The sequence below is a fragment of the Chitinophagaceae bacterium genome, from assembly GCA_016713085.1.
Taxonomy (GTDB): domain Bacteria; phylum Bacteroidota; class Bacteroidia; order Chitinophagales; family Chitinophagaceae; genus Lacibacter.
Window position 1 is genome coordinate 1,422,555 of sequence record JADJPV010000001.1, and the last position, 23,713, is coordinate 1,446,267.

The following is a 23,713-nucleotide window of genomic DNA, read 5'->3' on the forward strand; positions in this document are numbered from 1 at the left end:
AAAGGGGCTTTTTTGTTGCATTAGCTGAAACTTATTTGTACTTTTCCCCCACCTTAACTCAGCCACATGATTGGATACTTGCGTAAAGCAATATCTTTCTTCCCGTCCTATATCCTTAATTCTGATCCAGAGATTTGTTTCTATTCGCCAATAATCAGCCTGTTTAACCGTTATACTACGCACAACAAAAGAATCCAGTTCTTTATTGTTACCAAACTATACGCCTCTTTCCTTTTACCGAAAACCAACTGTCATGAAGAAAATCAAGTTTCTCATTCCTATTCTGCTGCTTTGTTTTAGCACTGTCCGCAGCCAGATCAGTCAAATTAACATCGTCAACTTTACCGTAAAGAATACCTTACCGGCAAAGATCGATGACTGGATTACCACTCCGGGTTCATTATTATTATCAGCGCAAAAATCTCCACAGTCGAGAGATATGAAACCAATGCTGGTGTTACAGATCCGCAGCGGAGGTGCTGTTGTTTGCGGCAACAATCTTTCAACTGCAAAGCCAATTGATCCCTTTGATGTAAGAACTTTTAATGCAGCTGAACTGATTGGCATGTTGGGCAATTGCAAAGAACTGAAAGAAGGAAGCTACAGCATCTGTGCACAATTTTTCAGCAGTGAACGAAAAGAATTGAGCCGGGAAGTTTGCAAAGAGTTTAAAGTGGAATCACAAAAAACAGATTTCGCTCCACCCACTTTAATCAATCCGGAAAATGGAAAAAAATTCACTTTAAAACAGTTGCAGGGTCTTGTTACATTCCGCTGGACTCCTGTTGTTCCTAAACCAAAAGATCCTGTAACCTATCGTTTGCGTGTATGGCAACTGATGCAGGGACAGAATGGAGCAAAGGCAATGACCAGCAATGCGCCGATCATAACAAAAGATGTAGAGAACCTTACGCAGGCAAGTGTCAGCAGTATACTCACAGGCCCATGCAAACCTCCTTACTTATGTGATTTCATCTGGTCTGTTCAGGCATTGGGTCGTGATGGGAAACCAATAGGAACAAGGGACGGCACAAGCGAACCTTACACATTTAAAATGAGCAATGATATCGATATTCAGATTGATAGTCTTGATATCAGTTGTTGCATAAACGGTAAACAGAATTTTACCATCATCATTAAAAATAATTTAACCAACACTGTTAAGATTACCCAGCTGAAAGTTGATAAAGTAAATGGTGTAATTGCTAACATACTTCCTTCGCCACTTACACCTGGCTTACCGGCAACTATTGCAGGTAATGGTTCGGTTACATTTACCGGACAGCTCAGTTGTGCTGATACTGCAAAAATCATCCGTTTCTACGTAGCCGCTGAAGATGCATTGGATAATGCAATAACTGAAACAGAAGTAGAAGCAGATACATTGAAATGCCCCTGCGATCCATGCAGGAATATGCAGCTGGTCATTCAAAAAGATACATTGATATTACCAAAGAACGGTAACCCGATGCAGGTGAATTTAACAGGAATGGTTACAGGCATCAATCCGAATAACATTAAAAAAGTAACTGCTGAAATTATTTATTTCAATATTCAGCAAACAGGTGATACTAATTGCGCCAAGTGTGTGTACGACAGTAAATACTATGGCAACTTTACTCTACCTGCTTCTGCCATACCAGGCTACAGTGGTCCTGTATTAAATAAACCGGATTACAGCAGACTGATCACCTGGACAAGCACCGTTATGAAAGAATGCAATGGTCAGCCTCATGATGACGGCGGAGGTGTTGGTCATGGAGACAATGGAAAAATAGATCCGTTAAAGAATAATAATGCAAAGAATGTTACAGTACCAAAACAAACACAGGGCGCAACCTTTGGAGAAAAAATGGCTGTAATTGGTGGTCCGGGAAATCCCGATCCGCAACCTCAGTTACCAAAATTCATATTACCCATTGCTGTTCCTGAAATGAACAGCCTCAGTTGTTGCGGTGATGTGATAAAAATATGTGTCCGTTATACCTTCTATGATTTTTGCTGTCATGCATGTGAAGTAATCAGGTGTTATGAAATTAAAAGAGGAAAATAATTACTTCACATCTATTGTAAAATCATAAAAATAAAAAACATGAAATCAAGTATAAATAAAATCATTCTTGCACTTACAGTAATGCTGTTTGCATTTACTGCCAATGCCCAGCAGGTAGGATTAACTTTAACACCACAGGGAACAATGCCCTATACTGCCGGAACACAGTTTTGGGTGTATGCCAATTATAATTACAGTAACATTACCGGCAACGTTGTTATTTCGGTGAGTTATGATAACAGCAAAGTCAGTTTCTGCGGAAGCCCTGCTTTTCCAACAATTCCTACTTCAAACACAGTGGGCACCAACACTACTGTAACCTATACTTTTCCGGCAGTAGCAGGAAACAATCAGACTGGAGTAATCATGCTGTGCTTTTCGTATCTCTGCCCTTCAAGCTGTTTCGGACAGAATATTAATTCAACCATTACCGGAACAATTGCAGCACCATCCAATTCTTTAACTGCAACAGCACCATCGGCTGCTGTGATCGGTAAAGTATTAAATACATGGAACGGAACGCATAGTTTTTTCAGTTTTATACAGAGCTCTTATGAAGTAACCTTTAAACTGACCGTACAAAACGGCAACTGTTTCACCATCACCAATCCTAAGTTTACCATAACACCATCGATGGGTACATTGGTGAGTGTAACAAATGGTGCTTTAGTTGGAAGCACCTTTACACCAACCAACACAGTCAACTTTAACCCCGGCGGTTACTATGAATATTATTATAAAATCAAACTTCCCTGTAATACCCCTCCCGGAACAACCATTACATCAAATGTTGTTTTGCAGGGAACAAACTGCAGTATCAATAATGTAAACATCATTACTTATCCGGCGGCATCCTATACATTACCAGCGGTTATTCCATCAAATCCTTCTGCAACCATCAGCAGTACCGCTTATACAGGATACTATTATGTGAATGTTTATAACAATGGAAATACCCCCCTTAACCTGAGTCTTGCAAATATTTTACCTACAGTAAAAACTACGCAGATCTATCATAACAGCAGCCAGCCAACTGGTTTAACTGCCACATTGGTTTATGAAGATTGCAGTAATACTCCATCAACTGCTTATCCATTTAATCCGGGAACAACCAATACAACTCCGCCACTGTATGCAAAAAAAGCAACAATGGCCATTACGAATTTGCTGCCTGGTTATTACTGCGGGTTTTATATTTATTATAATTTAAGTAACTCCTGTGTTGGTGTGCCAACTGCACCCAGTTATACGCTGAATTCAAATATGAGTTATACCTGCAGTACTGCAGGCTTAAGCCAGGTTTGTTATAATTGCGGGCCAGGAGGGAATGACACAACAACTTCTGTATATAATTTAAATCCGGATATTAATTGCAACGGGCAAGGCTCAAATCCAAACTGTTTAAGCCCCGGTGATACTGCTACATTCTGTTTACAGTTCCGGAATGATGGAACCGCTCCATTGTTAAGCGGGGTATTGAATTTCGCTTTGCAAAACTTTCTAACTTATATACCCGGCTCAGAAACATTTACAGGCTTCAGTACAAATCCAGTTTATCAGCCGGCTTCTGCTGTTAAATGGAATTTACCAACGATTCCTGTTGGCAGTACAACCTATACCATTTGTTTTAAAGCAATCGTTAATGCAAATGCGCCATATGGTTCATATGGAATGAATTATTCTGTAACCGGAACCAATTACACCGAAACTCAATACTGTTCTCAAGCGGTAAATATTTGTGCATTACCCAAAGCAGAAGTAGAGAAAATGGTGAAGGGAGATTTAGACGCAGTGTTTGGAACAAGTGGTAGTGGAACACCCGGTTCAACTGCTACTTATCAGATAACAGTAAAGAATACCGGTAATACAAATATTGGGAACATTGTACTGATAGATCGCTTACCATTTGCCGGGGGATTTAACAATTATGAACTGTACTTCAAGAGGAAGTATGTTTTCGTTATTCCCAAGTGGCACAGTAACCATTCCGGGAGCCACTGTTCAATATTCACCAACACCTAATGCAGGTACAGGTTGGCCAACAACAACTGCAAGTTGTAATATTCCAGCCGCAACATTCAGTGGAACCTTTGCACCTAATAATTTAAAAATTGCCTTAACCAATCCAATTGCACCCGGTGGAACATACACATTCACTTTTAATGTTGTTGTTCCTGCAAATGCACCTATTGGTCAGCTGGCCTGCAATACAATTGGTATGATCTGTGATTTCTTTGATAATGCAAATAATGCTTCACAAATGAATCCGGTTGAAAGCAACAAGGTTTGCCTCGAAGCAAAAACAAAAGAGATTCCTCCAAGTGGTTGCTGCAAAGATTTTCTGAAAAAGATTGAAGTAAAACAGGAAGTCAGCAATAATACTCTTTCTGTAAATACTACCATGACTGTTGGTCCTGCAAAACTAACCAAGGCATCTGTTTCATTGGTTGATTTTCATGTACTGCATGCAAAAGACTGTGCTGATGCTTGTGTAAAAGATCCAAAGAACATGGGTAATATCAGCAATGTAAACAGCAGCTTTACCTGGAACAATCTTCCTGCAAATGTTGCATGGAGTCATTTAATTCAATGGAAAGACAGTGCAGGTGTAAGCTGGAACAATGGCGTTCCGTTAAGTTTCCAGATTCCATTGCCACCAAAAAGCCCGATTTCCTGTTGCTGCGATACTATTATGTATTGTTTGAAATATTCATTCACCGATACAGCCTGTGTTACCTGCGATACCATTATCTGTTACAAAGCATACAATGGAAAAGATTGCGGAACAACAACAACCGGTAGTGGACAGGGGGATACACAATGTAACTGCAGCTGGAATCCGAAATTTAATTATGAAGGAGCGCCACAGGGAGGAAAACCGGTTAGTTGTGGAGGAAGTATTACTGTTCCGCAGGGAAATATTCCTGTTACATTCAATCCGGGTTTTCAATGTACGCCATCATCCGCAACCTGCTCACCTTCTGCACTAACAGTTCAGCTGGTTAACAATACAACCGGTGCAGCAACAACTTTAACGGGACCAAATTACAGTCATACATTTTTAACTCCGGGAAGTTATACGTATAATCTTTCAGGAGTCTGTGGCGGAAAAAAATGTGAATGCAGTATAACCGTAAATGTTCCCGGACATTAAATATCCTGACTGATGAATCATAAAAAAATATTTACCCTCCTTGCCATCATGCTCTCAACGGGCATGATGGCACAGGAAAAGAAACCCTTCAGCATCAGCGGAACAGCAGGTGTTTCTTATGAACACTATGGGTTGAATTCGAATCCTGCAAGCTGGAGTGGTTTTTCTCCACGCAAACCCTGGAACCAGGTGAGGTTTATGTTTGCTCCTGAAATAAAGTTTGGAAAAAATTTCAGCATGCCTCTTAATCTGAATCTCTCAACCAAGGCAACCAATTTTGCCGGACCATACAGCGGCATCGGCAAGCAAACATTTGCTCAATACATTACCAATCCCATGAATAGTATTGGTGCCAATCCAAAATATAAATGGGCCGAACTGCAACTGGGAACACAGTATTTAAATTATTCCAATTTAAGTACGGGTGATATTGGCGTGTTTGGTGCGGGCTTTGATTTGCGTCCTAAAGATTTTCTAATAAAATTCTTTTACGGCTTATCACAGCAGAGTGTGAATTTTTTTACAGGACCACCTGCAACAACCGGAGCATATAAACGGAAGAACTGGATGTTCCAGATAGGAAAAGCAAAAGAAGGAAAATATGAAGCAACCATGAATTTTGTAAAAGCAAAGGATGTGTTGAATTCATTAATCACACCTCCACCAACGGTTAAACCACAGGAAGGATTTACCGCCAGTTTTGTAACCAAAATCAATTTTAATGAGAAATGGTTTTTCAATTTTGAAGGAGCCCATTCTTATTATACAAAAGATTTGTCGCAACCGCTTGACAGTGCAGGTAAATCATTCAAGCCATTTATTGACGGGCACACATCCACAGTTAGTGACTGGGCTGCAGAATCAGGTGTCGGAAAAAAAACAAAAAACTTTGACATTGCTGCAAAGCTTAAATATGTTGGCGCCGGTTTTCAAACGCCGGGTTATCCTTTTCTCTTACCCGACCGTTTAGATTACACACTCAATACAAGAATCAATGCTTGGAAAAACAAAATGAATATTGTTGCAAGCGTTGGTCAGCGTGTAAACAATGTAAAGAATACCACACTGAGGGCGAAACAGTTTATAGTCAACATCAACTGGTTCACCCAGTTTAATGATCACTGGAATTTGAATGTGAGCTTTAATAATTTTGGGTTTCAATCTGCCAGCGGCATCAATCCGTACGGTATTAAAAATGTGAGTAATGATTTTGGGTTGAACCCATCTTATACATGGAGTAATGAAAAAGTGGTTCACCTGGTCAGTCTAAATTATAACTACAGCAAGTATGATGAACGTGATGTATTTACAGCCATTGTAACATCAAACAATACACATACAGTATTGCTTACGTACATTCCAACTTTTCTAACCAAAGAATTTACACCCGATTTCAGTTTCATGTATTTTCTCAACCAGTTACCGGGTTTTAAATTAAATCTTATGACCGTAAGCAGCGGGTTGAGCATGCCTTTTGCAAAGAAGAAAGCAAACTTCCGTGGGCAGTTGCAGTATAACTTTTCAAAAACAAATGCATTCAAAAATAATAATAACCTGATTGCATCCTGTACTGTTGACTGGAAACTGAACAAAAAATTAACCTGGAATAATTTCATCAGTTCCAATTATTTCAAATATGGTGATGAAGTGATTCCTGTTGGAGCAAATTATCTTGAAAGCAATATCAGAACCGGTTTGGTATACAGGTTTGGCAAATAAAATATCAGTATGAAAAAAATAATTATCCTGTCACTTCTTGTTATTACTGTTGTTACCGGGTTTTCCCAGATTACAGTAAACCTTGTTATTGGCCCAACGCCGCCAGCTACTCTGTCAGAATGGAGTTATCGTAAAGATGCTTTAACCTATCTTGTCAACTACAGGCAGGGTGCATTAAGACAGGTTAAAATAAAAACAGAAATAAAACTGGTTGATGGAACTCCGGTAGCAACAACCAATCTTGCAACTGCCCGTGTAATTACTTTAGCAGATGGAAACAACCTGTTTTACTCTCCCGATGTAGTACCGCTTGAAGCAATGATTTTCAACGGGAAATTTAAAACAACATTACAAGCAACAGGCAAGTTGCCATCAAACAGTTACCAGGTATGTGTAACATTAGTGAACCCTGTTGATTATACAGCTGTAAGCGAACAACGCTGCCGTAATTTTTACCTGGCTGCACTGCAGCTTCCAATTGCTATGATGCCCGCCAGCGAAACAGTATTGTCAACAGCACAGGCACAAACAGCTATTACTTTCAGATGGACGCCAGTTTCACCAGCCCAATCAGCGCCTGTTGTTTATCATGTACAGGTGTTTCAGGTATTACAAGATCAAAAAACCATGCAGGCATTTCGAAGTAATCCACCAGTTTTAGATAAAGCAGTTACAGGAACAACACAATATATCTGGCAGCCGCAATTATCCATGTTGTCATTCTCCCAATCAACCGACAGTTCAGCAAACAATACTGGGCTTACATTCATCTGGACAATCCGTGCTACTGATGCTGCAGGAAATCCATTAGGCGATGGAAGTATTAATGGAGATGGGAGAAGTGAACCGGCTATTTTCTTTGTAAGACCCCGTGGAGAAACTCCTGCCATTCAAAAAAGGAAAGGGAAGAAAGACTAAGTTTTATTCTGCCGTTGTACTGCTTTACATTTGATGAAATGTTTAAAAAATATCTCACCAAACAGGAAGCACTGCAAAAAGCAAAGCATTATTGTGCTTACCAGGAGCGTTGCCACAGTGAGGTAAAAGAAAAACTCTATGGCTTTGGTTTGTGGAAGAACGATGTGGAAGATCTGCTTTCAACTTTAATTGAGGAAGATTATCTGAATGAAGAACGGTTTGCCATTCAATTTGCCGGTGGACGGTTCAGGATGAAACAGTGGGGCAGGGTAAAGATCAAATACGAACTGAAACAAAAAAAAGTAAGCGACTATCTCATTAAAAAAGCGCTGAAAGAAATTGATGAAGATGATTACCTGAAAACCCTGAAAAAACTGTTTGAACAAAAGAAGAAATTATTGTCAGCAGAAAAAAACATCTTCATCAAAAAAAGAAAACTCCAGGATTTTTTAATGCAGAAAGGATATGAACTGCAGCTGATTGCTGATTTGCTGAAATAATTTCACATTACTTTATTTAAATTTTTAAGTACTCTTGCAGGCATGTCGTATAAATCCTTTTTCATTTTGCAGGTTGCTGTTATTTTGTGCAGCAGGCTGTATGCGCAGGATTCATCAAGAGTGTACAGGAAAGAGATCAATATCATTACCGAAAACGACAACTACAATTTTACATTACACGACCGTTACTATTCCAATGGATTCTTTCTCCGATATAACTGGCTGGCAAAAAAAGAAACCAATAAAAATGTGCTGAAAACCATCAACAGAACTGAGGCCGGGCAAATGATTTTCAACTCTTATTATAACCGCCGCTCAGTAGAAAGGGTGTTACAAACAATGGACCGGCCATTTGCAGGATGGTTGTACGGCTCAATTGGTCAAACAAAAATATTCAGCAATAAAGACGTATTGAAGTATGATGCTGTTGTTGGCATTCTTGGTCCCGCAGCTTTGGGGAAACAAGTTCAAACAGGCTACCATCGTATTTTTATGCTCTACTCTATTTACGGATGGGAATACCAGGTAAAAAATGAAATTGGTTTAAATGCATCTGTTCAGTATTACCGTTCACTTATAAAGAATAAACCGGGGCAGCCCTTCGCTGTTCATGCAGTTGGTAAGGCAATGCTGGGTAATACATTTACTAATGCATCAGCAGGGCTGCTTGTAAAATTTGGTAATACAGAACAGGAAGAAAATAATTCTTACTGGAGCGGACGCTTGGGTCAGCTACAGAAAACATCCATTCATAAATTAGAAGCCTTTTTATTTTTAGAACCCATACTCATTGTACAGGCATACAATGCAACTGTTCAGGGCGGATTAATAAGATCAGACAAAGGGTTGTACATTTCAGAGCTGCACCCGTTCATCTATGTAATAAAAGGCGGTGCTGTGATCTCCGGCAGACAAAGCGGACTTTCCATTACCTATACTCTCAAACAGAAAGAAGCAAAATCCATGATCGACAAAATGGAGGTTTATGGAGCCTTTGGAGTTTACTATCGTTTTCGCTGAAGTTTTTACGAACTTTACGATATGAGCCATCTTACATTCACCATCATCCAAACCAATCTGCATTGGGAAAATAAATCTGCCAACCTGCAAATGCTGGAGCAGAAAATCAATTCCATTCAGCATCCCACACAAATTATTGTATTACCTGAAATGTTTAATACAGGTTTCAGCATGAAGCCGGAAACACTTGCTGAAGATATGAACGGACCAACCGTTGAGTGGATGAAACGGATTGCTGCTGAAAAAAAAGTAATCCTTACCGGAAGTGTAATAATAAAAGAAAAAGATCGCACTCCGTTGGAAAGCTCAGAAGGCGAGGCTTATTACAACCGTCTTATCTGGATGTTGCCGAATGGACAATATGGAGTGTATGATAAACGTCACCGCTTTGCTTATGGTGGAGAAGACGATCATTTTTCTGCAGGAACAAAACGATTGATCGCTTCTGTTAACGGATGGAAAATTAATTTGCAGGTTTGTTATGATCTGCGGTTTCCTGTTTGGGCAAGGCAGGGACCGGAAGAAGATCCTGAATATGATGTGCTCATTTATGTTGCCAACTGGCCCGAACGCAGGATTCATGCATGGAAAACATTGCTTACTGCAAGGGCAATCGAAAATCAATGTTATGTAATAGGTGCCAACCGTACCGGTGATGATGGTAATCAAATTCATTACAGCGGTAACAGTATGGTTATTGATGCAATGGGAGATGTACTGTACGAAAAAACAAATGAAGAAGATATTCATACCATCACCCTTTCCAAAGAAAAACTGCAGGATATCAGAAGCAAACTTCCTTTCTTAAAAGATGCAGATGATTTCAGTATCCTGCTCTAAACATATTTTAAAAAATGCAGGCACTCCATAATGGATTTGTTTTTGACGGAACAACTTTCAGCAGCAACAAGGCAGTACTGATCAGTAATGAATTGATTGTTGATATAATACCTGAATCAGAAATCCCATCTTCTGCTAATCAATTTGATTTAAACGGCAATTATCTTGTTCCTTCTTTTATAGATCTGCAATTGTATGGCGCTCATGGAAAATTGTTTTCGCAGGATTTAAGTTTTGAATCATTGCAAGCAACGGATGATTATTGTATCAGCGGCGGATGCACCCGTTTCCTTATTACGATGGCTACCAATACCATTGAAAAGTTTTTGAAAGGGATTCAGGTTATTAAAGAGTTTCAGACAGAAAATAAAATTGGTTTGCTGGGTTTGCACATCGAAGGTCCGTATATCAATCCAATAAAGAGAGGCGCACATATTGAAGGCTGTGTGAAACAGCCAACAATTGATGAAATAAAATTACTTCTGGATAAAAGTGATGGTGTTTTGAAGATGATGACACTTGCGCCGGAACAATGCAGCGATGAAGTAATTCAATTCCTGCTTGATCATAATGTGCTTGTTTCAGCAGGACATAGTAATGCAACTTATCAGCAGGCAACAGATTCCTTTAATAAAGGAATCACAGCTGTTACACATTTGTTCAATGCCATGTCACCTTTGCAAAGCCGTGAACCCGGAATGGTTGGTGCAGTGTATGATCATACAACAGTAAACAGCAGCATTGTTTGTGATGGTGTACATACTGATTTCACTACTGTCCGCATCAGCAAAAAAATCATGAAGGAACGGTTGTTTTTAATAACTGATGCAGTTACAGAAACAACTGAAGGAGAATACAAACATGTATTCAATGCCGACCGTTACACATTGCCCGATGGAACTTTATCAGGTTCAGCATTAACCATGATGCAGGCAGTCAACAATTGTGTTGATAAGGTTGGGATTCCCTTTGAAGAAGCCCTTCGCATGGCTTCATTGTATCCTGCAAGGGTAGCCAGACTTGATGATCAGTTTGGAAAAATTGAAAAGGGATACAAAGCTGATCTTGTTGTATTGTCAAAAGAAAGAGAAGTGAAAACTGTTTTCCGGGATGGGGAAATCCTTTCCAAATAGTTACTGCTTAGTTTTTTGAATAGAGATAATTTTATAAAAATAGCTGGGAGCTGAACAATAACAGGGTGCCCGTTCATCCGTTTTCTTCAAACAAATAATTACTGCTGTTGAATCTGTAAAGCTTGTTTTGTATGCAGACGGCAACTCTTCTTCCTTCAATTGAAGAGCAGACCAGCTTCCGGAACGGTTCTCGGCAAAATACCAGCCAACACCATCAGCAGCATATGGGCCGCCCCAATAAATATGGCCTTGCTTACAAAAATCCGCTTCTGCCTCAGTGTTTCTTTTATTACAGGATAGAAAAGAAAGAATCACAACAAATAGTATTATCAGCTTTTTCATAACAGTATGACACAGCCATTATCCTTTCCGTTGCATGATCTGCTCCACTGCTTTTTCCATCTTCGGGTCTTTATTCAACCGAATGGTTTCTGCTTTAGGTCTTACTTCCAGGTCGGGCATTACGCCTGATCCGTTTTTAGGGAAATTCTTATTATTAACAATTCTGTATAAGGGAAGCCTCACCCGTACATCTGTATTAGGCAAACTCATTTCAGGAATAAATACACCATTGTTTCCGTAATAACCGCCGCCTGTTTCTTCGCCAATGATCATTACATTCTCCTGCCCTTTTACAGAAGCAGCAAATAAGGTAGTGGCCGAAAAGAATACCCGCCAGTAAGCAAGTACACCTTTCCTTCATATTTATATTTGCCCGGCTGATAGGTTTTTACCCTGAACAACCGGAAGGCATACATACTGTCGTTCACTTTTTTACTGAGGAAAAATAATCCCAGGTTATAAATAAACCGTTTTGATATATGAGCATCGCTCCTGATTTTTCGATGCATTGCATAAATAGAATCAGCAAAAACAAAAGGCCTTTGATGAATTTGTTTTGTAAGAAATAAAGATGTCTTGATTAATCCGCCGCCATTATTCCGCACATCAATGATCAGGTGCTCAATATTCTTTTTATGCAACTCCCTGAAACTTTTTTTCAGGAACTGCTTTTTTAAACCCGGACCAAAGCTGTTTAACCGCATAGTTGCATAAGTGCCGGATGAATCAATGGTAAAACTCCTGACTCCCTGTAACCTTCTTTGTCTTCTTGTAAATGTTTCGGGTGATGCGGGTGGAATCCTGTTTACAGTAAAAGGCCTTCTTCTTGCAGTATCTGTTGCCGGATCAAATACCGGAATTACTTTATTCTTTATTTCTCCTTTTTGATCGAGATAGGTAACAGTGTAATTTTTCTTAATGCCAAAGCGATTATTATAGGAAGCATTAAAATTATTACTCAAATTCTGGTAGCTGAAATTTTCAGAATTGCCATCAATTGAAATCATCTGCAACATAGAATCAATGATCTGCTTTGCATTTAACTCATCAACAGCAAGTATTCTTGTGCCGGTTCTGAGAACAGAATCCCTTCTGTTCATATTGATTGTAACAACAAGTGTTGAATCATCGATGATCTTCATCCCCAACGGAAAGGTTTTGTTTCTCCTGCCTTCCTGGTATTGTTCGTACTTCCTTGAAGGCCGAACACTGGTATGTCCGCAACGGATCGGGAAAATAGTTTCAGAAATGATATTCCTGAATTCAATTTCATTCATCGAATCTTTCAGCAATGTATAAGCCCGTTCAAAAGAAGCATTGATTTCTGTTTCATTGCTGTACCAGTATAAGGAAGGATGATTCAGCTTCAAGGTTTGCTCCATTACCTGCACATCTTCTTTCAGCTGCTGTGCGCTGTACTTCATCTGCGGCGTATAGCTGCTGTTCGATACTGAACAGGCAGTCATCAAACAAAAAGAGTATACTTAAAAAAAAGAGATAGAGGTTTTTCATTGTTGCTGTTCCTATTTTCCAAATGCATTCCAGCCCTGGGCAGTCAGCTTGTGTTTATTGCCGCCCTTGGTAAGAATGTTTGCGCCTTCGCTTTCTTCGGTTACATAACCAATCACTCTTATACCAATCACATCTTTTACTTTATCATAATCTGCCTGTGAAATAGTAAACAGTAATTCATAATCTTCTCCGCCGCTTAATGCACAGGCAGTCGGGTCTAATTCTAATTTGTAAGCAAATTCTTTTGCATCCGGGTGAATGGGAAGTTTATCTTCATAAATCACTGCCCCAACTTCGCTTTGTTTGCAGATATGTAATACTTCACTGCTCAACCCGTCACTGATATCCATCATGGATGTTGGTGTAATATTTTCTTTTTCAAAAAACTCAATGATATCTTTTCTAGCCTCAGGTTTTAGTAAACGACCAACGATATAATCTCTGTTCTCTAAGTCGGGTTGTACTCCCTTTGTTTCGAGGAATATTTTCTTTTCTCTTTCCAGTAACAGCAATCCTAAGTATGCTCCGCCTAAATAACCGGTTACACAAATCAAATCACTCACTTTTGCTGTACTGCGTTTTACAAATTTATCCGGCGCTACTTCACCCAATGCTGTTACGCTGATCACAAATCCTTTTTGTGATGATGTTGTATCGCCACCAATTAAATCAACTCCATATTCTTCACAGGCAACATACACACCATCATAAAATTCTTCCAGCGCTTCCACACTGAAACGGTTACTGATGGCAATGCTCATTATGATCTGTGTAGGTGTAGCATTCATTGCATAGATATCGCTCACATTTACCACAACACTTTTATACCCCAGATGTTTGAGCGGAGTGTACATCAAATCAAAATGCACACCTTCTACCAGCAGATCAGTTGTGATCACTGTTTGTTTTCCAAAATGATCAATCACTGCTGCATCATCACCAACACCAAGAATAGTTGATGCATTCTGATGCTCAATATTTTTGGTCAAATGATCTATCAATCCAAATTCTCCGAGAGAGGAGATTTCTGTTCTTTCTTCAGACATGTTATAAATGTTAGATGTTAGCTGTACGATGTACGCCCCTCTTTATCTTGAGGAAACAATCGAACTAACAATAATTTTTAATAAAGTTTCTCCTTCGTTATAAAGCTCTTTTATTTCAGTTTCAAAATCCATGTTAAATTCCTGTAACAGTTCAAGGAAAAACAAACTCTCATCTAATTCTTCCTCTACTATTTTCAGTTTATTAATAAAATCAGGTTTCGATTTTGCTCTTCTTGATGCTCTGTAATTTGCGCCAACCGAACTCGATGAACGGATAATCTGACCTTTATACACTCTGTTAATTGCGTTGTCAGGTAGTTTTTGTGTCAGCCTTGCTACATTAATAGCAAACATTTTTGTTCGCCTTTTCATTTCTTCTGAATCCATCTGTCGGCAAATTATGATGTTTCCAAAATTACATACTGTCGTACATCTAACACCGTACATCGTACATTACTCCAGCGTTTTTCTGTTATTAACGATATCCAGCAAATTCTGATGAATTTTTCCATTTGTTGCAACCAGGTGCGGTTGATACGGTGAATAATAAGTTCCTTCAAAATCAGTGATGGTTCCACCTGCTTCTTCTACCATTAAAAATCCGGCAGCGCTGTCCCATGCCTGCAGCTTGTGTTCATAAAATCCATCAAAGCGACCGGAAGCAACCCAGCAAAGATCAATGGCTGCACTTCCCAGTCTTCTTACCGGAACTCCCTTACGGATAAACCGTTCAAACACTTCGAGAGGGCCATTCACTGCATCTAAATACGTGTAAGGAAAACCAGTAACCAAACAAGCCTTGATCAATTGATTCTGTTCACTTACACGAATCGGCTTATCATTCAGCGTTGCTCCTTTGCCACGTTCAGCAAAAAAAAATTCATTCATGAAAGGATTGTACACGGCACCCAAAATCATCTTGCCGTCTTTTTCAATACCAATACTTACACAGCAAATAGGAATACCGTTGGCATAATTCACTGTTCCGTCGATGGGGTCAATGATCCATTTGTAATTGGAATCCTGGGGCAGTTCACCCGATTCTTCGCTCAAAATATAATGCTCGGGAAACTCTTTTCTGATTACTTCAAAGATGGCTTTTTCAGCGGCATGATCTGCTTCTGTTACCAGGTCGTTGATTCCCTGTTTGGTGTGCACTTCAAAATCCTTCTCAAAAAAATATTTCAGCTGTTCAGCTCCTGCCTTCGTGGCAGCTATCAGGGTTTGTTTAAGCATGCGCAAAGATACAAGGATGCCTCCAACCCCCCGCCTGCCAAAGCAGTGAGGCGGGCAGGCTAAATGGAAGCAAAACAAAACATCCCTGAATCTTACTTTATACGCTTAGTATCCTATTTTCGTGACTGATTGAAATCTGTTTTGCCCGATACTTATGAGATTATCCATCATCATTGTCAATTACAACGTAAAATATTTCCTGGAGCAGTGCCTGCTGTCAGTACAAAAAGCTGTTGACGGAATGCAGGCAGAGGTTTTTGTTGTTGATAATGCTTCATCAGATGGAAGCAGGGAATATCTCGAACCAAAGTTCAATACTGTTCAATTTATCTGGAATGAAGAAAATCTTGGTTTCGGTAAAGCCTGCAACCAGGCCCTGAAGCTGGCAACGGGTGATTTTATTTTATTCCTTAACCCCGATACAATTGTTTCCGAAGACTGTTTCAGCGCCTGTATTTCTTTTTTAGAAAGAACAACAGATGCAGGTGCATTAGGCATCCGTATGCTGGATGGCAGAGGAAATTTTTTACCGGAAAGCAAGCGTTCCTTCCCTTCACCACTTACTTCGTTTTATAAACTGAGCGGACTCTCTGCTTTATTTCCTAAATCAAAAACATTCAGCCGTTATCATTTAAGTTATTTAGATGAACACAAAAATCATGAAGCAGATGTGCTGGCCGGCGCTTTTATGATGATTAAAAAAGAAGTACTGGAAAAAACAGGCGGCTTTGATGAAGCATTCTTCATGTATGGTGAAGATGTTGATTTGAGTTACCGCATTCAACAGGTGGGCTGCTCCGCAACAGGCGGGAAATTTAAAAATTATTACTTCAGTGAGCAATCCATCCTGCATTTCAAAGGCGAAAGTACCAAGAAGGGTTCAGTGAATTATGTGCGGATGTTTTATATGGCCATGAGTCGCTTTGTAAAAAAACATTACTCTACTTCCAAAGCAGGAATGTTTTCGGCATTGATCAACACTGCAATCTGGCTGAGAGCTTTGCTGAGTATTGTAAAACGGTTTATTTTGAAGATCGGCTTACCGGTTTTAGATGCACTGTTGATTATTCTCTCTTTCTGGCTGGCCAGATATATTTGGGTAAACTATGTACGGACAGAAATTATTTATAATGATCAATTGCTTTGGATTTCATTTACAGGCATTTCCATCTTGTTCCTGCTGGTGAGTTATTATACAGGCTTGTATGAAAAGATGTTTCGCTATAAAAATTTGCGGAGGTCAACCATTATTTCACTTGTAATTATTCTGGCAGCTTATTCGTTATTACCGGAACGGTTTCGCTTTTCAAGAGGTATTGTTGTTAGCGGATCATTGTTCAGTTATATCATTTTATATATCTGGCGCTGGTTTTTACTGAAAACAGATATTGTACAAAAAGCAGAAAATGAAGACGAACACTTTACAGTAGTTGCCGGTACTCAACAGGATTTACAAACAGTGAACTTTTTGCTGAAGCATTCGGGATGACTGCAGCATATCCAGGGTTTTGTAAGTCCACTCAGCGAAGAACGTTCACTTGGTAACTTGAATGATTTGCAAAAGCTGCTGGCAAACGCACCCTTGAAAGAGTTGATTCTCTGCGAAAGCAAAGACCTTTCTTTTGCGCAGATCATTTCCCTGTATGAACAAACGGGGCAGCAGGTAAAACTGAGATTACATGCAGCAGGAAGTGACAGCATCATTGGCAGCGATTCAAAAAATGAAGCCGGGCAGGTATTGAACAGCCGGCAATACCAATTAGCACAGTCGGTGAATCTCCGTTTAAAAAGACTGGTCGACATTGTTTCTTCCGCCTTTTTATTAGTCCTGTTTCCTTTTCATTTTATCTTCAATAAACATCCGCTTACTTTATTAAATAATAGTATGCAGGTATTACTTTACCGGAAAACATGGATCGGTTATTCAACTGTACATCAGCATTTGCCTAAACTCAAGCCATCTGTGCTGGGGCCTGCCGGTATACCGCATATCCAGATGCAGTTGAATGCAGAGGGTCTGTTACTGGCCGATGAATGGTATGCCCGGGAGTATGAAGTGTTAAATGATATCAGAATCCTTTTTTCCAGTTATAAAAAATTAGGTATCAATCGTCATTGAGTTGGTACATTTGTTACAATTGAACGGTAAGCATGTCACTAATTGAACTTAATCTTCCAAAATCACTCAGCAGGGCTTTAAACCTGCCTGTCAATTCACCCAAAAGACAGCAGATCAAAGTGCTGAAAAATCTATTGAAGAAAGCGAAATACACACAGTTTGGTCAGCATTATCGTTTTGACCAGATTCTGAACGATCGCCACCCTGGAAAAAAATTCCAGGAGCTGGTACCTGTGTCCGATTACAATAAAATTTACAGTCAGTGGTGGCACAAAACATTAGAAGGTCAAACGGATGTTTGCTGGCCGGGTGCAATTAAATATTATGCACTTAGTTCCGGCACCAGTGAAGCTGCCAGTAAATATATTCCCATCACCAACGACCTGATGCGTGGCAACCGTGTTGTAATGATCAAGAGTTTACTTTCATTACGTACCTATGAAAATCTTCCGGTACGAAGTGTAAGTAAGGGATGGCTGATGCTGGGTGGAAGTACAGATCTGCAAAAAGGTCCGGGTTATTATTCAGGTGATCTAAGCGGCATCACCGCTAAACGGGCTCCTTTCTGGTTCAGCCCTTTTTACAAACCCGGTAAAAAAATTGCACGTACCAAAGACTGGACTAAAAAATTAGAATACGTTGTTAATGAAGCACCCAATTGGGATATTGGTTTTGTGATTGGTGTTCCTGCATGGATACAGATGTGTATGGAAATGATCATTGAGCGTTACAAACTCAAAAACATTCATGAAATATGGCCGAACCTGGCATTTTTTGTACACGGAGGTGTTGCCTTTGAACCATACAAACATGGCTTTGAAAAATTATTAGGCAAGCCATTGATCTATATTGAAACCTATCTCGCCAGTGAAGGATTTATTGCCTATCAAAGCAGACAGGATGCACAGGGGATGAAGCTTGTTACCAACGAGCATATCTTTTTAGAGTTTGTTCCATTCAATGATAAAAATTTTGATGCTGACGGAAACATCGTTGACAAGCCCGAAGCATTGATGATTCATGAAGTGGAAGAAGGGAAAGTATATGCAATTCTGCTCAGTACCAGCGCAGGTGCATGGCGTTACTTAATTGGCGATACGGTGAAGTTTACCGATAAAGAAAAATGTGAAATTGTTATTACCGGCCGCACCAAGCACTTCCTCAGTTTAGTGGGCGAACACTTAAGTGTTGACAATATGAACAAGGCCATTCAAATGGTGAGCGAAGAGTTGAATATTTCAATACCTGAATACACCGTTGTGGGCGAGCCACAAGGAAATTTCTTTGCGCATCACTGGTATGTTGCCTGCGATGACCGTGCAACTGCTGATGATATCAGGAATAAAATAGATGCAGCGCTGAAAGAGATCAATGATGATTACGCCGTTGAACGTGTGAGCGCATTGAGAGATGTGTACCTTGATATACTTCCTGAAGCAAGCTTTATGGAATTCATGAGGCTGAAAGGCAAAATAGGATCGCAGCATAAGTTTCCCAGAGTATTGAAAGGAAAGATGCTGGCCGACTGGAAACAGTTTCTTGAAACCGGAAAATTATGAGGATAGAATCACTCCAAATATGACGGAGGCAATCATCAAAGGTTTGGCATTAGGTTTATTACTGGCCATCAGTATGGGTCCGGTTATTTTCTCCATTATTAAACAAAGCATCAGCAACGGCCACAAAGGCGGCTTAAGTTTTGCCATTGGTGTTGCAGCAAGTGATTTAACACTTGTCCTCGTCAGTAATGTGTTCACTGAACTATTCAACCGATTACTTCGTTTTGAAAAAATCATTGGTATGAGTGGCAGTATTCTGCTTATGGGTATTGGTATTTATTTTCTGTTCTTTAAAAAAATGAAACTGAATGAAATGGGTGATGGCATTGAGATGAAACGGAATGCAGGTGATTATGCCCGGATCTTTTTTGCCGGTTACTTTATGAACCTGCTCAACCCCGGCGTTATTGCATTCTGGTTTACATGGGCAACAGCTTTTATTACCACTCCCGTAAACGAACGTATTGCATTGTTTGGTTCCTGCCTGGCAGTTGTGTTTATTGCTGATTTGCTGAAAGTATTTCTGGCGAACCGTTTACGCAAGCGGCTTACTTTAAAACCATCAACATTATTAATAAAATTTCAGGGCTTACTTTGCTTGTGTTTGGAGTTGTGATTATGGTGGGGATTCTGTTTTATAAAAGCAGGTAGATAAAACAATTTGCTCAATACAAAAACACCCCGCAAAAGCAGGGTGTTAAAAAATATTTGAATTTCTTTATCTCTTATTCGGCAAATCAGCAATTTTCTCTCCTTTATAATTAATATACCAGGCTTTGCCATCTCTGTTTACAAGCAGCATATTCTCTGCCATTGGTATAATACTGCCGAAACCTTCTTCTACCACATGCTTTCCGGTAATATCAAAGAGGTACATGATTTCATCTTTTGTTGTGTTTCCATAAAACAGGTTTTCTTTTAAAATCTGCAGATTAAGAAAAGGTGTTTGTTCGAAAACTGTTTTTCCATCCTCAGCCAGCAGATATCTGCCACTGTCGCTTTCAACAATTGCATAGCCCTTATAAAAATTAGAGACAGAATTATATTTCAGCGGAATAATCACTTTCCCTGTAAGATCAATGATCCCTTCTTTCCCTGATGCTTTTTCTTTTACAACCAGCAGGTTGTTTTCAATCGGCTGAATTTTTTCATACAATTCAATATTGGCCAGGTTGACCAGTTGTCCTGTTTTATCAACCAACAACGTTTTGTTTCCTTTTTTCCCAACAACATATCCCTTCGCAAAACCATCTGTAATCCCCAGTTCATCGTATTCAAAAGGCACAACAGTTTTATTGGTTTTATCAACTGCTCCATATTTATTTCCTTTTTGCAGAATAGCAATTCCGCCACTGAACCAGGAAATATTTACTTCATCATATTCAAAAGGAATGATCACATTATTGGCTGAATCAATAAACCCATATTTCGATTTCAAGTCCCTGGCAGAAAACAAACCGTCGTTATAATCTCCAATGTAGTCATATAAAAAATCAACCAGCAGCTTCCCTGTCTTATCAATGATCCCCATTTTACCGTCTTTTTTTACAGTAGCAAAGCCATGCCTGAACTGTGAAGGGCTTTCAAACTGCAATGGTATGACCAGTTTCCCGCTGGTGTCAACAAAGCCCCACTTGCCGTCTTTTAAAACTGCATCAAAGCCCTCGGCAACATCCCACACATTATCATATTGCCCTTTTAATTTTTCCTGCAACTTCAGGGTAATTATTTCATCAGGTACCGGAAGTTCTTTGGTTTCAGTTGCTTCTGTTTTTTTAGTTGGAGTGTTGCAGGCAAACAGCAGACCTGCAAAAAAACTGGCAACAATAATTTTTTTCATGCAAATAGTTTGTACAAGATTACCATGTTCTGAGAAGAATAGAATGCCCTCTCTTGGGTATTTTTAACCACAGTATATTTCTTCGCTGAGGGGTAAGGCTGTCTTTCCTCTGACTTCCATATTTTATCCCCTGTATTCCTGCCCTTCCTTTTTCCCGATCTTTACATTTACGGGTTTAACATTCTCTTTCATCATTCTGTTGTTCTTTTGATGGTTATAATGAAACCTATTTACTTTTTTTGTTTTATACTGCTGTTCCATTTTTCTGCTGCAGCCCAGTTTAATCAGCTGATTCTGCGGAAGAATGGCATTGCAAAAAAAAGATACAGCGAAGGTTCGGCAATAACCATTCAAACAAAACTTGGATTGAAATACAGCGGCACCATTTATCTTATTCAGAACGACAGTATCTTTTTTTCCGGAGGCGGAATTCATAAAAACGAAATCGTTGCCGTGTACAAAAAATCAGGTGCAAAGGAACGCATCATTCCTTTCAGCAAGGAAGCTTTCCTGTATGCCAACGCAGGCATCCCTCTTTTTACAGCAGGCCTTGTGATCAGCGGTCAGCCCTTTGTTACTTCATTGATTGCCGGAGTAACTCTTGTGTATGCACCGATCATGTTCTACAATATCAAACGTGTAATAACCAATGGAAACAAACGTTACATTATTGGTGAAAAATACGATCTGCAGGTGCTGGATCTTTATAAAGCTGAAAAAGTTCCCAACTAAAATTCATCATGTATATTGCAGCAATGGCTGAAAAGAAAAATGCAACCAAAAAATCATTTCTCCAGAGAACATTGCGTTTTCTGAAACGTTTGTTTTTGTTTTTATTCATTGCACAGTTTATTTATATCATACTGTTGAAATGGATAAACCCTCCCGTTACCATGACTCAATTAGTAAGTGTACTGAAGGGAGAAGGTTTGAAACGGGATTATGTGTCAATTGAAAACATGTCGTCTAACGCAAGGCTTTCGGTGATTGCATCCGAAGATCAGCTCTTCCCCGATCATGGCGGTTTCGACTGGAAGCATATTGAAAAAGCAATTGAATACAATAAGAAAAAACCAAACCGTGTACGTGGTGCATCCACCTTATCGCAGCAAACAGCCAAGAATGTTTTTCTGTGGCAGGGCAGAAGCTGGTTGCGAAAAGGATTGGAAATTTATTTTACTAAAATGATTGAGTGGGTATGGGGGAAAAAAAGAATTCTTGAAGTTTATCTGAATGTAGCTGAAATGGGCAAAGGAGTTTACGGTATTGAAGCAGCCGGTCAGAAATATTTTCATAAACCTGCTTCTAAACTTAGCAGAACAGAAGCCGCACAGATTGCTGCCTGCCTGCCCAATCCAAAAAAATATTCAGTAAAGCCCTTGTCAAGATATGTTGCTGTCCGTTCCGGATGGATTACCCGGCAAATGAATAACCTTGACAGTGACCCCGATATTGCTCTGTTGATTTTTGATCAGAAAAAATAAGCGGTATTATTTCAGTACCGCATCTACTGCTACAACTGCTGTTTCAAAACGGTGTTCATAATTTCCGCCGATTTCAATCCAGGGTTTTCTTTGTTTGGAAAGTATTTCCTTATAGATTTTATATAAGTCCTTCCGAACCTGTAATTCAGGGTACTCCCGCACACCATCATCGATCCATGGAATATCGGGTTTGCAAAGAAGGTAGAGATCGCTTTGCTGAGTGGCTGCATGTTCAAGAATCCACGGATGGCATTTACCAAATACAACTTCGCTCCACACTTTCATCACATGCATGTCTGTATCAAAGAAAATAGAAGTGTATTTTTTCTGAGCGGCATCTGCTGTATATTTTTCTGCCAACTCTTCCTGCTTCTGTGCTATAACAAGGAGATCATCATAATTATACTTTCTTCCAAGTACAATTAAATATTCCCTTGCATACTCCGGGCACCATATTGTATGATAGTGCCGGGCAAGCTGTTCACACAGAACTGACTTTCCGGTGGATTCGGGGCCAATGACGACAATTTTTTTCAACATAACGTAAGGACTGCAAAATAACTGTTGATTGCATACCAGACAACGGTAATAACACTATGTAATTTTACTCTTTCGCATCCATTCCAGAAAGCCAAAAACTGCCATGATCAATAAGATAAAATAATAAACGCTGGTAAAAACATATTGTTTAACGAAGTACAGGGGAATAGAAGCAATATTGGTGGCAATCCACCAGTACCAGCTTTCCACCTTCTTTTTGGTCATTAACCACATGCCTGTGAAAGCTGTTGCCGCAGCAAACGCATCGGCCCAGGGAATAGCTCCCGGCGCAAAGTTTTCTTTCAGGTACTGAAGTGAAAAATAAAGTGCAATATAAAAAGCAGCAAAAAAGGCCAGTTGATAACCCCACCAGCGCTTATCTGAAAACTGAATCTTTACAGCTGCGTGTTGAGTTGCGTCTCTCTTTGCCCAAAGAATCCAACCATAAATACTCATGACTGTATAATAAAAGTTCACTGTGGCTTCGCCAAACAAATGACCCTTAAAACTGAGCCAGATATAAATGACCGTGTTAACTAACCCAACAGGATATACAAGTATATTTTCTTTTCGGCTGTACCAAACACTTGCAATTCCCGAAGCAACAGCAATGTATTCCAACGCTGTTGTTTGCTGCATGCCTGTTATAAATTGTTGCCAGATCGTTTCCATTGTATTCAAAAGTGAAATTAAATTTT

23 protein-coding genes and 1 pseudogene are annotated in these 23,713 nt (G+C 39.6%); 15 read left to right on the top strand and 9 right to left on the bottom strand.

Annotated elements, in window-relative coordinates; translation table 11 throughout:
- Window positions 1–253 precede the first annotated feature (253 nt).
- Genes IPK31_06820 through nagA form a run of 9 tightly spaced genes read left to right on the top strand, consistent with a single transcriptional unit; the run spans window position 254 to window position 11,337 of the window.
- Entirely contained in the window at window positions 254–2,053 is a 1,800-nt protein-coding gene (locus IPK31_06820; protein MBK8087664.1) for a hypothetical protein, read from the top strand.
- A gap of 39 nt (window positions 2,054–2,092) precedes the next feature.
- Window positions 2,093–4,075 carry a hypothetical protein gene (locus tag IPK31_06825; protein ID MBK8087665.1) on the top strand — a complete coding sequence of 661 codons (1,983 nt, stop codon included), beginning with the start codon at window positions 2,093–2,095 and terminating at the stop codon, window positions 4,073–4,075.
- On the top strand, window positions 4,005–5,207 hold the full coding sequence (locus tag IPK31_06830) for a hypothetical protein (protein MBK8087666.1): 1,203 nt from the start codon (window positions 4,005–4,007) through the stop codon (window positions 5,205–5,207). Before IPK31_06825 ends, IPK31_06830 begins: the two co-directional genes overlap by 71 nt.
- 12 nt (window positions 5,208–5,219) lie before the next feature.
- On the top strand, window positions 5,220–6,926 hold the full coding sequence (locus IPK31_06835; GenBank protein ID MBK8087667.1) for a hypothetical protein: 1,707 nt from the start codon (window positions 5,220–5,222) through the stop codon (window positions 6,924–6,926).
- A gap of 9 nt (window positions 6,927–6,935) precedes the next feature.
- Entirely contained in the window at window positions 6,936–7,844 is a 909-nt protein-coding gene (locus IPK31_06840; protein ID MBK8087668.1) for a hypothetical protein, read from the top strand.
- A 38-nt stretch (window positions 7,845–7,882) separates the two neighbouring features.
- Window positions 7,883–8,344 (top strand): RecX family transcriptional regulator, encoded by a 462-nt coding sequence (locus tag IPK31_06845; GenBank protein MBK8087669.1) that lies wholly within the window; start codon window positions 7,883–7,885, stop codon window positions 8,342–8,344.
- A 42-nt stretch (window positions 8,345–8,386) separates the two neighbouring features.
- Window positions 8,387–9,364, top strand: coding sequence for a lipid A deacylase LpxR family protein (locus tag IPK31_06850; protein ID MBK8087670.1), 978 nt, complete (start codon window positions 8,387–8,389; stop codon window positions 9,362–9,364).
- Between the two features lie 21 nt (window positions 9,365–9,385).
- Window positions 9,386–10,204: a nitrilase family protein gene (locus tag IPK31_06855; protein ID MBK8087671.1), complete on the top strand. Its 819-nt coding sequence runs from the start codon at window positions 9,386–9,388 to the stop codon at window positions 10,202–10,204.
- 14 nt (window positions 10,205–10,218) lie between these two features.
- Complete coding sequence (gene nagA, locus IPK31_06860; protein ID MBK8087672.1) at window positions 10,219–11,337, top strand: N-acetylglucosamine-6-phosphate deacetylase; 1,119 nt, start codon at window positions 10,219–10,221, stop codon at window positions 11,335–11,337.
- Here nagA and IPK31_06865 read toward each other — a convergent pair whose 3' ends face one another.
- The 6 genes and pseudogenes from IPK31_06865 to IPK31_06890 form a co-directional block, all read right to left on the bottom strand.
- Window positions 11,338–11,679: a hypothetical protein gene (locus IPK31_06865; GenBank protein MBK8087673.1), complete on the bottom strand. Its 342-nt coding sequence runs from the start codon at window positions 11,677–11,679 to the stop codon at window positions 11,338–11,340. It abuts the gene before it with no gap.
- 18 nt (window positions 11,680–11,697) lie between these two features.
- Window positions 11,698–12,003 (bottom strand): annotated as a pseudogene (locus tag IPK31_06870) (peptidase S41).
- On the bottom strand, window positions 11,970–13,145 hold the full coding sequence (locus IPK31_06875) for a hypothetical protein (GenBank protein ID MBK8087674.1): 1,176 nt from the start codon (window positions 13,143–13,145) through the stop codon (window positions 11,970–11,972). Before IPK31_06875 ends, IPK31_06870 begins: the two are co-directional and overlap by 34 nt.
- Before the next feature lie 57 nt (window positions 13,146–13,202).
- A complete protein-coding gene (thiL, locus tag IPK31_06880; GenBank protein ID MBK8087675.1) occupies window positions 13,203–14,237 on the bottom strand; it encodes a thiamine-phosphate kinase in 1,035 nt (344 codons plus the stop codon).
- 42 nt (window positions 14,238–14,279) lie between these two features.
- Window positions 14,280–14,624 carry a four helix bundle protein gene (locus IPK31_06885; GenBank protein MBK8087676.1) on the bottom strand — a complete coding sequence of 115 codons (345 nt, stop codon included), beginning with the start codon at window positions 14,622–14,624 and terminating at the stop codon, window positions 14,280–14,282.
- Between the two features lie 66 nt (window positions 14,625–14,690).
- On the bottom strand, window positions 14,691–15,473 hold the full coding sequence (locus IPK31_06890; protein ID MBK8087677.1) for an inositol monophosphatase: 783 nt from the start codon (window positions 15,471–15,473) through the stop codon (window positions 14,691–14,693).
- A gap of 154 nt (window positions 15,474–15,627) precedes the next feature.
- Between IPK31_06890 and IPK31_06895 the strand changes: the two genes are divergently transcribed.
- Genes IPK31_06895 through IPK31_06910 form a run of 4 tightly spaced genes read left to right on the top strand, consistent with a single transcriptional unit; the run spans window position 15,628 to window position 19,767 of the window.
- On the top strand, window positions 15,628–16,962 hold the full coding sequence (locus IPK31_06895; protein ID MBK8087678.1) for a glycosyltransferase: 1,335 nt from the start codon (window positions 15,628–15,630) through the stop codon (window positions 16,960–16,962).
- A gap of 57 nt (window positions 16,963–17,019) precedes the next feature.
- Window positions 17,020–17,592: a hypothetical protein gene (locus IPK31_06900; protein MBK8087679.1), complete on the top strand. Its 573-nt coding sequence runs from the start codon at window positions 17,020–17,022 to the stop codon at window positions 17,590–17,592.
- 32 nt (window positions 17,593–17,624) lie between these two features.
- Window positions 17,625–19,151, top strand: coding sequence for a GH3 auxin-responsive promoter family protein (locus tag IPK31_06905; protein MBK8087680.1), 1,527 nt, complete (start codon window positions 17,625–17,627; stop codon window positions 19,149–19,151).
- Window positions 19,132–19,767: a LysE family transporter gene (locus IPK31_06910; GenBank protein MBK8087681.1), complete on the top strand. Its 636-nt coding sequence runs from the start codon at window positions 19,132–19,134 to the stop codon at window positions 19,765–19,767. Before IPK31_06905 ends, IPK31_06910 begins: the two co-directional genes overlap by 20 nt.
- Before the next feature lie 102 nt (window positions 19,768–19,869).
- Here IPK31_06910 and IPK31_06915 read toward each other — a convergent pair whose 3' ends face one another.
- On the bottom strand, window positions 19,870–20,991 hold the full coding sequence (locus IPK31_06915; protein ID MBK8087682.1) for a WG repeat-containing protein: 1,122 nt from the start codon (window positions 20,989–20,991) through the stop codon (window positions 19,870–19,872).
- A 219-nt stretch (window positions 20,992–21,210) separates the two neighbouring features.
- On the opposite strand from IPK31_06915, the gene IPK31_06920 reads away from it, so the two are divergent.
- Both IPK31_06920 and mtgA read left to right on the top strand, forming a co-directional pair.
- Window positions 21,211–21,723 (top strand): hypothetical protein, encoded by a 513-nt coding sequence (locus IPK31_06920; protein MBK8087683.1) that lies wholly within the window; start codon window positions 21,211–21,213, stop codon window positions 21,721–21,723.
- A gap of 23 nt (window positions 21,724–21,746) precedes the next feature.
- Window positions 21,747–22,475 (top strand): monofunctional biosynthetic peptidoglycan transglycosylase, encoded by a 729-nt coding sequence (mtgA, locus tag IPK31_06925; protein MBK8087684.1) that lies wholly within the window; start codon window positions 21,747–21,749, stop codon window positions 22,473–22,475.
- Window positions 22,476–22,481: 6 nt separating this feature from the next.
- Here the strand turns inward: mtgA and IPK31_06930 are convergent, their stop codons facing one another.
- Together IPK31_06930 and IPK31_06935 are read right to left on the bottom strand one after the other, a co-directional pair.
- The gene (locus IPK31_06930; protein MBK8087685.1) at window positions 22,482–23,015 is read right to left on the bottom strand and encodes an ATP-binding protein; all 534 of its coding nucleotides are present in this window, start codon (window positions 23,013–23,015) and stop codon (window positions 22,482–22,484) included.
- 54 nt (window positions 23,016–23,069) lie between these two features.
- Complete coding sequence (locus tag IPK31_06935; GenBank protein MBK8087686.1) at window positions 23,070–23,687, bottom strand: nicotinamide mononucleotide transporter; 618 nt, start codon at window positions 23,685–23,687, stop codon at window positions 23,070–23,072.
- Between the last annotated feature and the right edge of the window lie 26 nt (window positions 23,688–23,713).